This is a genomic window from Streptomyces spororaveus (genome assembly GCF_016755875.1).
Taxonomy (GTDB): domain Bacteria; phylum Actinomycetota; class Actinomycetes; order Streptomycetales; family Streptomycetaceae; genus Streptomyces; species Streptomyces spororaveus.
On record NZ_BNED01000005.1, the window covers coordinates 284,187 to 297,595 of the forward strand.

The window sequence follows — 13,409 nt, forward strand, 5'->3', positions numbered from 1 at the left end:
ACGCAGGTTCCGGGCATGGCCAGTCACCATCTTCCGTGAAAAACGGGGGTGCTGAATGGTCCGGGCGGTGCCGGCCAGAGCGGGGAGGCGGGCCGGCACCATCGGTCGGTCAGCCCGGCCGCCCTCCACCCAGACGACGTATGGCCACTGCGCCCGATCGCTCGACCGAAGCCTTGACTACGGCGAAGATCGCTCCCTGGATCGCAGCGGCAAGCAGGATCTGCCTCCACGTGCGGTCTTCGTCAGTGGCGTCCGGGGCATCACCCTCACCTTCGATGATCTTCCAGGCCTGCCTGAACGCGGCCCCCGCGACCATGCCGCTCGCCGCTCCGAGGAGGAGTCCGAGGGGCTTGTAGGCAGCGGTGGGGGCCTTCATCGGCGACGCGCGCGGCTGCGGCGCACCAGCACGAGGGCGATGATCACAGCGCCGGCGACCAGGAGCGGAGTGCGGTTGCCTCGTGCGGCCGTCGCGGCTTGGCCGGCCTTCTCCAGAAGCGGGTCGGGGGTCTTGTCCGCCGCGTACTGTCCGGCGCGGGTCGCGCCGTCCCACACCTGTGTGACGGCATGGGCGGCATTGTCCAGGACCGAGTCGGGGGTGTTGTCCCGCACCAGGCGGGCGGCTTGTTCCGCCTTCTCGCGGATCTGATCGGCGATCAGGGAAGCCTTCTCGGCGCTTTGCTGCTTCATGGCGGCGGTCTTCTCCTTGGTTCGGGCCTCGATGGCGGCCTTGGCGGCCAGAGCCTCAACGGCCTGTTCTGGCTCATGCGCGAGTGCGCTCCACGTTCTTGCACAGCGCATACCCCGGCACCGCCTCAACACCCGCCCCCGCGAGCAAGAGCTCTGCGCGGGCCGACGCAGTAGGACGGCGATGAAGACCGCGGCTCCCCCTCGCCGGGCCGGTCGTTCGGGTGCAGTCGGCGCCAGGCCGGGATGGCGGCGTGGCAGCGGGCCCCTGGGCGGCATGCGCGATCTGCTGCGCGGCAGACCTCTGGGCCACCCCGTACACCCGTGCTCGTGCAGGTGCCCATCGGATGCTGGCTGTCGGCCTCGGTACTCGACTTCGTGCCCGGGGCACACCACGCGGCGACCACTCTGACCGCCGTCGGACTGGCCGGCGTCGCACCGGCAGCGGTCGCCGGCTGGGCAGTCTGGGCGGACACGTGGCCTACCGGCAGGCCGTCGGAGCGCACGCCGCAACGTGAGGGGCCCTACGCGCCCCGTCAGTACCCTCTGATGAGGCCCGATCCGAGCTGAGCTCCGGTAGGCCTCCCCCAGAGCCTTCGCCAAGCCGAGCCTTGGGTCAGGAGGGTGGAGTTGCAGGCCTCGACAATCTGGAACGTCGAGCGACCCGGGATGACGTTGCGGCCCACGATCTCACGCTCGACCAGGGCGGCCTGCTCCTCGCAGCCCGACTCCCGCAAGAGCCGCACCGCGTCGCCGAGCTCGAAGTCCGCAGTCCCGGTCAGCTGGTGGAACCCGTAGAGGTGGCCACGGGCCCGCTCCGTGGTTTCCAGCGCCTTCGAAAGCGCACCCGTGTTCTCGTCGACGCCGTCCGGAACTTGGTGTGCCGGATCCATCTCCTGATTGCTGTTCGATGCAGGCAAGACCTCCTGCCCAGCCACCGGGATAAAAAACACATAAAAATCGCATGCATGTCCCGGATGCGGTCGGGCAGATGGCGCTTCGGAGGTTGATAACTATGGTTCCCCTGCTTCTCGTTCTTCTGCTGGTCCTTCTCCTCTTCGGCGCGGGTTTCGCGGTGAAGATTCTTTGGTGGGTGGCTATCGCAGTCCTGATCCTGTGGCTGATCGGTTTCGTTGCCCGACCTAAGGGCGGTAGTGGCCGCTGGTACCGCTGGTAGCCGTACGACAGCGCAGTTCTGACTCTGCACGGCGGTGGCCGGCCACCCCTTCCTTGGGGTGGCCGGCCACCGCCATGTCATTGTCGACAGGCCTTCGCCGACACGCAACGAATGGAGGAGCATAGCGGGGGCATTCGGAGGCAGCAGGGACGGTCGCCGTGATGCAGCAGGGGACCTGCTCGCCTCCAATGATCGACGGCCGCCCCGGTCTCGAATGTGATCCGGGTGCGTGAAGTCGAAAAGGCGGGGCAGACGAAGTTCAGGCGGAACGCAGCGCAACCGCCGAGCACGACGTACGGAACAAGGAGGATCGGTGGAGATTTCATTCTCCCGCCGCCCCCTCCGTTGACCGAGGAGTTGTTTTCGCGTGACTGAGAATGTGTGGAGTTACCAGCCGACCGCGGGCCACCTGGCCGGTACGGACCTGACCGGCTACAAGGTCGAGGCGACCGACGGCAGCATCGGCAAGGTCGACAAGCACTCCGACGAGGTCGGTGACGCCTACCTGGTGGTCGACACCGGCGTATGGATCTTCGGCAAGGAGGTCCTCCTGCCGGCCAGCACGGTCGTCAAGGTCGACCCGGAGGACAAGAAGATCTTCGTCGACCGCACCAAGGAACAGATCAAGAACGCCCCCGAGTTCCACCGGGACAAGCACCTCGGCGACACCGGCTACCGCGAAGAGCTCGGCACCTACTACGGCACTGGCGCCCCCTTCGGCGGCCGCCCCGCCTGATCGCACCCCCGCCACGAAGCCGGTCCCGGCACCCCTTGGGTGCCGGGACCGGCTTCGTGGCGGGGTCAGCCACTTTCGAAATCGAGGACCTCGGCCAAGGGGGTTTCCTGCTCCTCGACGTCCGCAGCGCTCCTGGCAATCACCACATACCGCCAGGAGCGACCGTCGGGCGGTGCGTCGGCGTAAAGGACCACGCCCTCGCCGCGGTCCGGGTCGAAGGCGAGGCGGGAGGCGCGCAGCCGGGCAAGCGCCTCGTCGAAGTCCATGGGAGTCCGTGTCCAGCCCTTCGACACCGACCATGCCGGGTGTGCGTTGGCAGTTCCCTCCGTCAGCCGGGTGACCATGGCGTGGGGTGTGGTGGTGGCCGTACGGCGGATGTTGCTCTCACTCGCGTACACGACGCCGTCCGTGTCCACCAGGGCGTCGAGCCCGAAGGGCCCGGCGTAGCCGTGGTCGGCAAGGTAGCGGCCCAGGGCCGTCCCCCACTCCTCCAGCTCGCCGGCCACGTGCGCGCAGGACGGCGGCAGCGGAGAGACATAGCCCGTGAAAGAGCCCTGAACCGTGCGCATCGCTCCGCTGAAGAGCGCGCGCGTCCCGGAGGCGGAGACCTCCACCTGGACACTGACCGACTCGGCCACGTCGAGGCACTCCTCCACCACCCATAGGCCCTCGGGCCCACCGACCGTATCCAGCGGCAGGCTCGCCCCGCCCCTCAGCCCGTCGCGGGACACGAAGCGCATCCCGTGTCCGCCGGCGGAACGGTCGGGCTTCACCACGACGCCCTCGTGGTCCCGCAGGAGCTCACGCGCCACCCCTTCGACCTCCGGGCGCCGGCACATCCGCCCCGCAGGCAGCCGCATGCCCAGCTGCTCAGCCGTCTCGCGGAACCCGGTCTTCGTGTTGAGCAGCATGGTCGTCTTCAGGGCGGCCTCTGCGGCCTCGACCGTGGGATACGGGTGGATGTCGATGCCGATGTCCCGGGCAAATGCGATCGCCGACGCGTCCAAAGCCGTCGGCAGTAGCGCCGCACCCCGGTCGCAGGCGAGCGCCCGAACCTGCTCGACGAGGCCGGCCTCGCGCACCGCCCGGGCCAGCGGAACGGCTCCGGCAGGAGGCACCTCGATCACCGCGACCGATTCCGGGGACACCCCGGTGAGGTCGTGGACGTAGCGCAAGAACTCCCGGCTCAACCGCACGGGAGTGACGAACACGTCCCCTGGTCGAAGCAGCCACGCCTTCCGCGGCGCCTGCTGGGCCCACGTCGTCAGGATCTGCCCCTCGTCGAGATCCACTGCCAAGTCCGAGAGGAAGTTCGCGAACACAACGATCGGGCCCGTCTCCGTCACCGCCCTGCTCCTCTGGTTGCCGCACGTCCGCCCAGGGAAGCCTGTCAGGGAGACGGTTCCCACACCTCGGGGCCGGCCCCCCGCCACTCCACGAAGTCAGGGTCGGTGAGGTCGACATCCTCGGCGTTCTCCCTACCTGCCGCGGCGAGGAAGGCTCGGACATCGGCTGGGCGATGCGCCACTCCAATGGGCACGCCGTCATAGCGGACTCGTCGCCAGCCCTGCTGGTCGGGCGGGTAGATGATCAGCTTGGCGGCCATGGGCCCAGCCTCTGCCGCACCAAGCTCCTTGGCACCCCTTCACGTCCAATCGGGTGACCTTCACCGGGCAGCTGCCGCCTGGGCACCGTCCGCGGTCGGTGCACGCCAAACTGCCCGCCTTCCGGCAGGCGCCTGCCCACGAACCTCACGCCTCTCATCCTTCCTCTGGATGCATGCGGGCGGGTAGCGCCCACTGACGGCTGAACCCGATCAGCCGGTGACGAGCACGGAGTCATCGAGGGCGCCCGTGCCGGGCAGGTGGTGGCGGGCGGCAATCAGGGCGGCGTGCACGTCCGTCGTGCCAGTGGCCACGCAGAGCGCCCGCTCGACGTCCTCGGTCTCCCCGCGTACGGGAGAGTCGCCTTCCGCGGCGTCGAGTACGGACAGCGCCCAGTAACGGTCGACGAGGCCGGGAAGCACAGCCGGGTGAGCCATCAACATGGGAGGTTGCCTTTCGCCAGCGGATCCAACAGGTGGCCGTCGCCTACCCTTCCGATCACCGTTGAACCCCGTCGCCCTCCGACGCGCTCCACTGCTCCGACCGCGATGCGTCAGGCTGATACCTCGCGGCCCCGTCAACACGAGCCGGCCACACTCGTGACCCCACGGCAGAGGCGGCGTGAGGAATCTGCCGCCGTCGGCCAATCCCCGCTCGGCGCGCGACGGCTTCCCGGCGATGGGGCCCTGCCCGGACACCCACCGCCGGGACATCCTTCTCCAATAGCCGAAGAGGACGGCACAGACGATGGCACCGTCCTGAGGCGGAACGGTTGACCCGCGTCCCAGTCGGGGTGCGTGGCGGCATCAGGTGGTGCGCGGCGCTCTGAGGGGGGCTCCGGCCGCGTGGAGGCTGGCGAGGGTCTGCCGGTAGGAGTTGACCAGGCTGGTCTCCAGGTAGCTGACCCCGAGCTCCTGGCAGTACCCCCGGACGATGATCTGGGCCCTGCGCAGGTGCGGGCTGGGCATGCTCGGGAAGAGGTGGTGCTCGATCTGGTAGTTGAGACCGCCCAGCACGATGTCCGTGAAACGGCCTCCGCGCACGTCGCGGGAGGTCAGAACCTGGCGCCGCAGGAAGTCGGGCCGCTCGTCACCTCGCAGAACAGGCATGCCCTTGTGGTTCGGGGCGAAGATCGAGCCGAGGTAGACGCCGAAGAGGCACTGGTGGACGAGGAGAAACACGACCGCTTTGCCCGGCGGCAGAACCAGGAACAACGCGCCGAGGTAGGTGGCGAAGTGCGCGGTGAGCAGGGCCCCCTCCCACACCCGGTGACTGAGGGAACGGTCGAACAGCGACCGCACCCCGGACACGTGCAGGTTGAACCCCTCCAGGGTGAGGAGCGGGAAGAAGAGGAAAGCCTGCGATCGGCCGAGCAGCCGCGGCAGCCCCCTCGCCGCGCGGGCCTGGTCCTGCGTCCAGACGAGGATGTCCGGGTCGAGGTCGGGATCGAGGTTCTCGTGGTTGGGGTTGGCGTGGTGTCGTGTGTGCTTGTCCTGCCACCAGCCGTACCCCATGCCGATGCCGAAGTTGCCGGCGATGCGCCCGGACACCTCGCTGGCCTTGCGCAGTCGGAAGACCTGCCGGTGGGCGAGGTCGTGCGCGAGCAGGGCCACCTGCCCGAACACGAGAGCAAGGAAGGCGGCCGCCGGCAGTGTCCACCAGCTGTCGCCGATCAGGAAGAAGGCCGTCCACCCGGCGGCGTACAGGACCGTCACGGCCGCGATGCGCAGTGCGTAGTACCCGGGGCGCCGGGCCATGAGACCCGCCTCCTGGATCTTCCGGGAGAGTCGGGCGAAGTCGCTCCCCGAATCCGCCCGTACGGGAGGAGGGCGCATCGCCTGGGAGGAATTCATGATCAAGAGTCGCTTTCCGTAGTCTGTCTCGGAGGAGCGGCCCCGGCACGCGCGGAACGCCCTGTGCCGGAGCCCACCCGGCTCGCGGGTGACGCTCCCGTCGTACTGCGCATACCCGGGATGTCGACATCGACGTACTTCCCGCCCCGCGCCGTTGTCCCGGCCTCGGGCGAGCGGACGCCGGCCCGGGACGCCGACCGGGCCGGCACGGTTGCGCTACCGGGCGGAGCCCTGTCGGGAGGCATCTGCCCCGCTACTCGCACTCGCCCCGAGGGCCGCGCGTACACGCAGGGCGTCCATTCGCCCTCGCATGGCGGAAGCGGCGGCTCCCGGGGTTACCGCGTGCTGAAGAGTCGAGGACGCAGTGCCCGGGTGACTGCCGAGATGCGCAGCTCCTCCAACAGCACGAGCTGCTTCTCGGCGCGCTCCGCCAGGGCGTCCAGGTGCTTGGTGGAAAAGCGTTCGTCGGTGTCGGCGAGGATCCTCAGGGTCCGCCAGCAGGCCTTCTTGCCCTGGACGCCGAGGAGCATGGACTCTGCTTCCAAGACGTCGCTGAGGGGCGAGCGGGTAAGGAGGTGGCCATTGGTCTTGAGGCGGCCCGCCTTCTCCGCGAGCCAGCCCATGGCCGCCTTGGAGTGGCTGATCGGGACCTCCAGAGCGGCCATGATCTGTGCCAGCGAGTCACGGTCCTCATCGGCCTGACGGGTCAGTTCGGTCAGTACCGTGTGCGCCGCTGTGCTCGTCTGCGCCTCTGCGGCGCGCCGGAAGAGTTCCAGGCCCCCGGTAGCGGCCGAATAGTGGTCGTTGAGGTAGATCGCGAGCAGCTGGGCGCTTTCGGGTCCTCCATTTCGGCTCCCGGTGTCGTCGCAGGTGTCGCCGGCTTCGGGGTGCATTTCTCGCCCCACCGAGTCGCCGAGCTCCTGCCAGCTGTCCTCGAACTTGGTGAGTCCTTCGCGTTCCAGGGTGTCGGTGACGTCGGTGATGTCGGCGCCCGCCCGTTGCAGCGCCTTGAGGTGGGCGCCGGCGGCCGCGTAGTCGTTCGCCGTCGGCGGGTGGACGGGGAGGGTGCCGTGGTCTGCGAATGCGGCCAGAGTGGCCCTCGGCATGGTGTTCACGGTGCCCGTGATGACGAGTTGGCTAACGTACATCGTGTCCGGGTAGGACGGGTCCTTCACCCCGGTGGACGCCCACAGGGGCCGCTGAACGCGGGCGCCGGCCGCGGCGAGGCGCTGCCAACGCGGCTCCTCGGTCATCTGCTCGTACGCCTGATATGCCAGGCGGGCGTTGGCGACCGCTGTCTTGCCCTTGAGCGCCAGGGCCTCTGGGGTGCCGAGGGTGTCGAGGCGGCGGTCGACCTCGCTGTCGACGCGGGAGACGAAGAACGAGGCGACCGAGTGGATGTCCGACAGATCGCGTCCCGCTGCCTGCGCCTGTTCCAGACCTGCCTGGTAGGCGTCCATCACGTCGCGGTAGCGGTCCAGGGAGAAGATCAGCGTGACGTTGACGCTGATGCCCTCGGCGATGACGGCGGTGATCGCCGTGAGACCTTTACGAGTGGCCGGGATCTTGACGAACAGATTCGGCCGGTCGACTGTTTGCCACAGCTTTCGGGCCTGGACAATGGTGGCATCGGCGTCCTGCGCCAGGCGCGGGTCGACCTCGATGGAGACCCGTCCGTCGATGCCTCCGGTGCGCTGATGGACGGGGGCGAGGACCTCGCAGCCGCTTCGCACGTCGTCCGTGGTCAGGGCGAAGACTGCGTCGTCGACACTGGTTCCCGCGTTGCCGAGGCGGCGCAGCTGCTCGGTGTAGCGGTCCCCCTTGGACAGGGCGGAGGCGAAGATCGTGGGGTTGGTCGTGACCCCCACCACGTGCTTTTCGGCAACCAGCTCGATGAGCTCTCCACCGGCCAGGAGCTCGCGGGACAGGTCGTCGAGCCAGACCGCCACTCCGGCCGCGGACAGTGCTGCAAGGGGGGCGGTGCCGGTGGGAACAGACATGTGAGACCTCCAGATGGCGCGGCGCCGCTCGCACTGGGGTGCTTCTCGCCCGGCGGGCGGGCTTGCCGGCGGCGGCACTCGACCCGTGGTTCCCTTTGCGCATGCCCGCCCTGTCCGGCTGCAAGCGCGGATCTCATGGGGTGAGGCAGGGGCGCAGGGTGAAGAGGCTGCGGGTGCCGGTGAGGTCGAGGACGCGTAGGGGTTGGCGGGGGACGCCGCGCAGGTGCAGCTCGCCGTGCTCGGCGCGGGCGCGGTTGCGCAGGGTGAGGAGCATGTTGAGGCCGCTGGAGTCCATGTGGGTCACGGCCGACAGGTCGAGGGCAAGGGTCTGACCCTTGAGGGCCAGGGTGTCGGTGGCTTGGGTGATGGAGGGGCAGGTGGTCATGTCGAGTTCGCCTGCCACGGTCACAACCGTCGCGTCGGGTTGCACACTGACACCGAGTTGAAACCTGATGGGGAGCATCACTGGTCCGCCGTTCGGGATCGAAGCCCATTACGGTCGGCTCCCGGCGTGCGCGGAGGAGGCCGTCAAGCGTGCAGCCGTCGGAAGGCCACTCACAGCCGAGCGAGACCACCCGTACCCGCCGGTCGCTTTCAGGCGTGTGGGGTCTCCCACCAGACCAGGCTGGTTCCCCTTGAGCGTGTCACGCCGAGGCTGGGAACACCAGACCGCCTTATCCGCCCGGCTGCGGACGCACCCATGACCGTGCCGCAGCGGTCCGTAGTCGCCTCTGTGCGCACTCGGCAGACGGCGTCGCGGTTTCCGTTCGCGTAGCGGGGCATCCGCCAGACAGGCACGCCGGGCGAAGGAGGAACAGGTGACCACAGCCGTCCTGGACCAGTCCCTGTCTCGTATTGGCTGGCCCGGAGCAGCAGCTCGTGAGGCCACCCGTGCCTTCCTTGCGCGCGCAGCCCGGCTACGGGCGCCCACCAAGGGCGGGAGCATGGATGACGTCCTCCTGGTGGTGGCCGAGCTCGTTGCAAACGCGATTCGACACACCGACGGTCCCTCTTCCCTCCATCTGAAACTGTTCGATGACGCCGTCGATGTCTGCGTCTCCGACCGCAGCCCCCGGCCGCCCGAGCCGAGGGTCCCTCGCACGGACGGGACGGGTTGGTGGGGATGGTTCATGATTCAGCGCCTCGCAACCCACATCCGGATCAGACCAGCAGTCGGTGGCGGCAAGATCATCTGCGAGGAACTCCCCTGGTAGCAGGGTGTCGGCGCGGCGTGTTGCCGACACGGCCGAGCCGACGCCTGTACTTGTCGCCGCGCGGCTGCGGGATCTCCGGCCGCCTGGGCGTCCCGTGGTGCAATGTGCTGTGCGACGCCGCCTTGGCGCGGGTCTTGCCGATCCGGGACGAGTCCCGGCCGCCATCACGCGATAAGGGGTCGTTGTGACCGCAGGAGAGCCGGACGACGGGCAGGCCTCTCGTCACCCCATGAGCGGGAGCCGACCTGGCCGGGCGATGACGTTGGCGGAGACGTTGGAGGCTGCGGAGGCCGCGGCGCCCGTGGAGTCGCTCGATGTGGTCGCGCGCATGCTCAAGGAGCACCTCGGGGCAGCCTCGGTCTCGTTCTTGATCACTGACTTCAGCGGCAGTTCGGTCGTACGGCTGGGGGCTGCGGGCAGCGTCGAGACCGGTGAGCCGGCCGCGCGCATTCGGCTGCGGGGAACCCTGTACGACGATGTGATCCGCAGCCAGCGGCCGCAGGTGGAGGAAAGGGGCGACAGTGAGCTGGTGCGGGTCATCGCCCCGGTGACCAACCGGGGGGATGCCATCGGGCTCCTGGAGCTGTTCCTGCCCGCCGCTCCGAGCGCCGAAGTGATGCTGGAGATCGGTGAGACCGCGCACGCGCTGGCGTACATCGTCATCGCGAACCGGTCCCATACCGATGTGTACCAATGGGGCCGACGCACCAAGCCCCTGAGCCTGGCCGCTGAGATCCAGCACCGGCTGCTGCCGGCATCGCTGGCGTGTGAGGCCGCCCAGTTCGCGCTCGCAGGGGCCCTGGAACCCGCCGACCACGTCGGGGGCGACACCTTCGACTACGTGATCGACCGGGATACGGTCCAGCTCTCCGTCACCGACGCCATGGGCCACGACGTCGACGCCGCGCTGTTGGCCACCCTCGTCGTGGGTGCCCTGCGGCGGGCGCGGCGGGCGGGCGCCGACCTCGACGAACAGGCCCGCCAGGCCGACCAGGCCATGCGCGATCACGGCCGCAGCGGTTACGTCACCGGTCAGCTGCTGCGCATCAGCCTGCTCGACGGCCGGGCCGAGTTCGTCAACGCCGGGCACCCCTGGCCTCTGTGGATGCGCGACGGGCAGGTGCAAGAGATCGTTCCCGAAGTCGATCTACCGTTCGGCCTCAATGTCCAGGCATCGCCGGCCGGCACCTACCGGGTGCAGACGCTGGACCTGCGGCCGGGTGACCGGCTGGTGATGCTGACGGACGGCATGCTGGAGCGCAACGCCGAAAATCTCGACCTCTCGGACCTGATCCTCCGCACCCGCACCCTGCATCCCCGCGAAGCCGCCCGCACCCTCATCGGGGCGATCGTGGACGCCGGCAACGGTCATCTGGACGACGACGCAACCGTCATGTGCCTGGACTGGCACGGCATCGGAAACTCCCAGCGTGACGCGGCCACCGGGGCCGACCTCGCCGATGCCTCACTACCGTCGAGGACTGGACGCCGCAATCCGGGCGCGTAGGGGGCAGCAGGCTCATCGGGCGTTGGCCATCCCGGATCTGTCTCACTTGAGTCTGACGGGTGCGTCGTCGGTGTACGGCCCAGGAGAGCTGGGCCCCTCCGCACGGGCGTGCCGGCCAGCGGGCCGGTTTGGCTCGCTGCTGGTCGGACACCGGTCAGCGGGTCTCGCCGCCTTGGACGTCGGTCACAGGTCCGGACAGGCTAGTCGCCGTTTCCGAACGCATGGTTTCGGGTCACACGTGTAGGGCCTGTCCCCTGTGTCTGGAGATGTGATGTCCGAGAAGAATCCGGTCAAGGCAGTTACCGACAAGATCACCGGCGCCTTGCACGGCGACGCCGCGCCGACCGACGGACCGGAGGACGGCGTCCCCGGTAAGCCCGCTCCGGTCTCCCCGCAGCTGGTGGAGCCGACCGAGCCAGTAGAGCCGCTGCCGCCGAAGGCAGATCAGAGCGGCCCGGAGACTGTGAGTCCGACCGGGCAGCCCACCGGCGCGGACCAGGCCAGGGTCGCACAGAGCGGGGCATATCTGACGACCGCGCAGGGCGTACGTATGCCCGACACGGACCACTCGCTCAAGGCGGGCTCCCGGGGGCCGGTGCTGCTGCAGGACCACCACCTGCGTGAAAAGCTCATGCACTTCGACCACGAGCGGATCCCGGAGCGTGTGGTCCATGCCCGCGGCTCGGCCGCGCACGGCGTCTTCCAGTCCTACGGCACCGCGCAAACGGTCACCAAGGCCGCGTTCCTCGCCCGGGACACCGAAACGCCGGTGTTCGTGCGGTTCTCCACCGTGCTCGGCTCGCGCGGCTCCGCCGACACCGTGCGCGACACCCGCGGCTTCGCGACGAAGTTCTACACCGAGGAAGGCGTCTTCGACCTGGTCGGAAACAATATCCCGGTCTTCTTCATCCAGGACGCCATCAAGTTCCCCGACATCATCCACGCCGGCAAGCCGCACCCGGACCGCGAGATCCCGCAGGCACAAAGCGCGCACGACACGTTCTGGGACTTCGTGTCCCTGCACACCGAAGCCACCCACCACACCCTGTGGAACATGTCCGACCGCGGGATCCCCCGCTCGTTCCGCATGATGGAGGGCTTCGGGGTCCACACCTTCCGCCTCGTCAACGCCCAGGGCACCTCGACGCTGGTGAAGTTCCACTGGAAGCCCAAGCTGGGCGTGCACTCCTTGGTGTGGGAGGAGGCGCAGATCCTCGCCGGGGTGGATCCCGACTTCCACCGCCGGGACCTCTTCGACGCCATCGAGTCCGGCGCCTTCCCGCAGTGGGAGCTGGGCATCCAGACCTTCCCCGACACCGACGACCAGACGTTCGAGGGCATCGACCTCCTCGACGCCACGAAGATCGTCCCGGAGGAGCTCGCTCCGGTGAAGCCGGTCGGGCTGCTGACGCTGAACGCGAACCCGTCGAACTTTTTCGCCGAGGTCGAGCAGGTCGCCTTCCACACCGGACACCTCGTCCCGGGCATCGACGCGACCGACGACCCGCTGCTGGCCGGCCGGATGTTCTCCTACCTGGACACCCAGCTCACCCGGCTCGGCGGCCCCAACTTCCCGCAGATCCCGATCAACCGCACCCACGCACCCGTCAACGACATGCTGCGTGACGGCTTCCACCAGACCGCCGTGCACCGGGGCGTGGCTCCCTACAAGCCCAACAGCCTCGATGGCGGCTGCCCCTTCTACGCGGGCACCGACACGGGCACGTTCACCGGCGCGTTCATCGAGGTACCCGTCGAGGTTCCCGCCGGACGCAAGGTCCGCGAAGCACCCGCCTCGTTCGCCGATCACTTCTCCCAGGCGCGCCTGTTCTGGCTCAGCATGAGCCCGGTCGAGCGCGAGCACATCATCGCCGCCTACACGTTCGAACTGGCCAAGTGCTACGAGCAGGCCATCAAGGAACGCACTCTCGGCGTGCTCGCCAACATCGACCCCGAGCTGTGCGCCCAGGTCGCGGCCGGACTGGGCCTGCCAGCGCCGGCCGCCACCGAGGTGCTCGTCGATGCCCGCCCCAGCCCCGCCCTGTCCCAGGTCGGCCGCACCTGGCCGCTGGACGGACGCGTCATTGGCATCGTCACCGGCCAGGCCATGGACATGGTCGGTGTGAACGGGGTACGCCGGGCCATCCTCGACGCCGGAATGGTGCCGCTGGTCGTGGCGGCCGCAGGCGGAGTGCTGGGCACCGGCGACGACACGGTGACGGTCCAGCGCACCTTCGCCACCGCCCGCTCGGTCGAATTCGACGCGCTGATCTTCGCGGGCGTGCCCGGAGCGGGCGCCGACGCCTACGGTGCTCGCGATGCCAAGGCCGGAGCCCCCAGGCCACCCGTCAGCGACCCTCGGGTCCTCGCTCTGCTCACCGAGGCCTACCAGCACGGCAAGGCGCTCATCGGCTTGGGCGGGGCCGAAGCCCTCTTCGAGGCCGCCGGGATCTCGGTCGGCGAACCCGGCGTCGTCGTCACCGACGGCGCCCAGGGAATGCGCCAGCTCATGGAACTGCTCGCAGCCCACCGCGTCTGGGAACGCTTCCCCGCCGCCATGTGAGACCCCGTCCCCGCCGCGACCGCACCCCCTCGGGTGCGGTCGCGGCGGGCAGATGCCTGAGGCAGGCGTAC

The 13,409-nt window shown here is 69.1% G+C and carries 14 protein-coding genes; 5 read left to right on the forward strand and 9 right to left on the reverse strand.

What is annotated here, in order from left to right; translation table 11 throughout:
* Positions 1–109: 109 nt before the first annotated feature.
* From Sspor_RS03915 to Sspor_RS03925, 3 genes are all read right to left on the reverse strand, one after another.
* The gene (locus tag Sspor_RS03915; RefSeq protein ID WP_202197767.1) at positions 110–376 is read right to left on the reverse strand and encodes a DUF4235 domain-containing protein; all 267 of its coding nucleotides are present in this window, start codon (positions 374–376) and stop codon (positions 110–112) included.
* Positions 373–687: a hypothetical protein gene (locus tag Sspor_RS03920; protein ID WP_202197768.1), complete on the reverse strand. Its 315-nt coding sequence runs from the start codon at positions 685–687 to the stop codon at positions 373–375. The genes Sspor_RS03915 and Sspor_RS03920 overlap by 4 nt, the downstream gene beginning before the upstream one ends.
* 533 nt (positions 688–1,220) lie before the next feature.
* Positions 1,221–1,577 (reverse strand): hypothetical protein, encoded by a 357-nt coding sequence (locus Sspor_RS03925; RefSeq protein ID WP_237404254.1) that lies wholly within the window; start codon positions 1,575–1,577, stop codon positions 1,221–1,223.
* A 98-nt stretch (positions 1,578–1,675) separates the two neighbouring features.
* Between Sspor_RS03925 and Sspor_RS40250 the strand changes: the two genes are divergently transcribed.
* Both Sspor_RS40250 and Sspor_RS03930 read left to right on the forward strand, forming a co-directional pair.
* On the forward strand, positions 1,676–1,861 hold the full coding sequence (locus Sspor_RS40250) for a hydrophobic protein (protein WP_237404255.1): 186 nt from the start codon (positions 1,676–1,678) through the stop codon (positions 1,859–1,861).
* A gap of 367 nt (positions 1,862–2,228) precedes the next feature.
* Entirely contained in the window at positions 2,229–2,597 is a 369-nt protein-coding gene (locus Sspor_RS03930) for a ribosome maturation factor RimM (protein ID WP_202197769.1), read from the forward strand.
* Between the two features lie 65 nt (positions 2,598–2,662).
* Here the strand turns inward: Sspor_RS03930 and Sspor_RS03935 are convergent, their stop codons facing one another.
* The 6 genes from Sspor_RS03935 to Sspor_RS03960 all read right to left on the reverse strand — a co-directional run bounded on the left by Sspor_RS03935 (position 2,663) and on the right by Sspor_RS03960 (position 8,517).
* The gene (locus Sspor_RS03935; protein ID WP_202197770.1) at positions 2,663–3,943 is read right to left on the reverse strand and encodes a preATP grasp domain-containing protein; all 1,281 of its coding nucleotides are present in this window, start codon (positions 3,941–3,943) and stop codon (positions 2,663–2,665) included.
* A gap of 44 nt (positions 3,944–3,987) precedes the next feature.
* Positions 3,988–4,203, reverse strand: a complete 216-nt coding sequence (locus Sspor_RS03940; RefSeq protein ID WP_202197771.1) for a hypothetical protein — start codon at positions 4,201–4,203, stop codon at positions 3,988–3,990.
* Between the two features lie 210 nt (positions 4,204–4,413).
* Positions 4,414–4,644, reverse strand: coding sequence for a DUF5133 domain-containing protein (locus Sspor_RS03945; RefSeq protein ID WP_202197772.1), 231 nt, complete (start codon positions 4,642–4,644; stop codon positions 4,414–4,416).
* A 363-nt stretch (positions 4,645–5,007) separates the two neighbouring features.
* The gene (locus Sspor_RS03950) at positions 5,008–6,054 is read right to left on the reverse strand and encodes a fatty acid desaturase family protein (protein WP_202197773.1); all 1,047 of its coding nucleotides are present in this window, start codon (positions 6,052–6,054) and stop codon (positions 5,008–5,010) included.
* A gap of 335 nt (positions 6,055–6,389) precedes the next feature.
* A complete protein-coding gene (tal, locus tag Sspor_RS03955) occupies positions 6,390–8,054 on the reverse strand; it encodes a transaldolase (RefSeq protein WP_308295769.1) in 1,665 nt (554 codons plus the stop codon).
* A 133-nt stretch (positions 8,055–8,187) separates the two neighbouring features.
* Positions 8,188–8,517: an STAS domain-containing protein gene (locus Sspor_RS03960; protein WP_254722458.1), complete on the reverse strand. Its 330-nt coding sequence runs from the start codon at positions 8,515–8,517 to the stop codon at positions 8,188–8,190.
* A gap of 355 nt (positions 8,518–8,872) precedes the next feature.
* Here Sspor_RS03960 and Sspor_RS03965 point away from each other — a divergent pair, with 355 nt between their 5' ends.
* The 3 genes from Sspor_RS03965 to Sspor_RS03975 all read left to right on the forward strand — a co-directional run bounded on the left by Sspor_RS03965 (position 8,873) and on the right by Sspor_RS03975 (position 13,338).
* Positions 8,873–9,268, forward strand: a complete 396-nt coding sequence (locus Sspor_RS03965; RefSeq protein WP_272934827.1) for an ATP-binding protein — start codon at positions 8,873–8,875, stop codon at positions 9,266–9,268.
* A gap of 256 nt (positions 9,269–9,524) precedes the next feature.
* Complete coding sequence (locus Sspor_RS03970; protein ID WP_202203469.1) at positions 9,525–10,775, forward strand: PP2C family protein-serine/threonine phosphatase; 1,251 nt, start codon at positions 9,525–9,527, stop codon at positions 10,773–10,775.
* A 271-nt stretch (positions 10,776–11,046) separates the two neighbouring features.
* Positions 11,047–13,338: a catalase gene (locus tag Sspor_RS03975; RefSeq protein WP_202197775.1), complete on the forward strand. Its 2,292-nt coding sequence runs from the start codon at positions 11,047–11,049 to the stop codon at positions 13,336–13,338.
* Positions 13,339–13,409 lie beyond the last annotated feature (71 nt).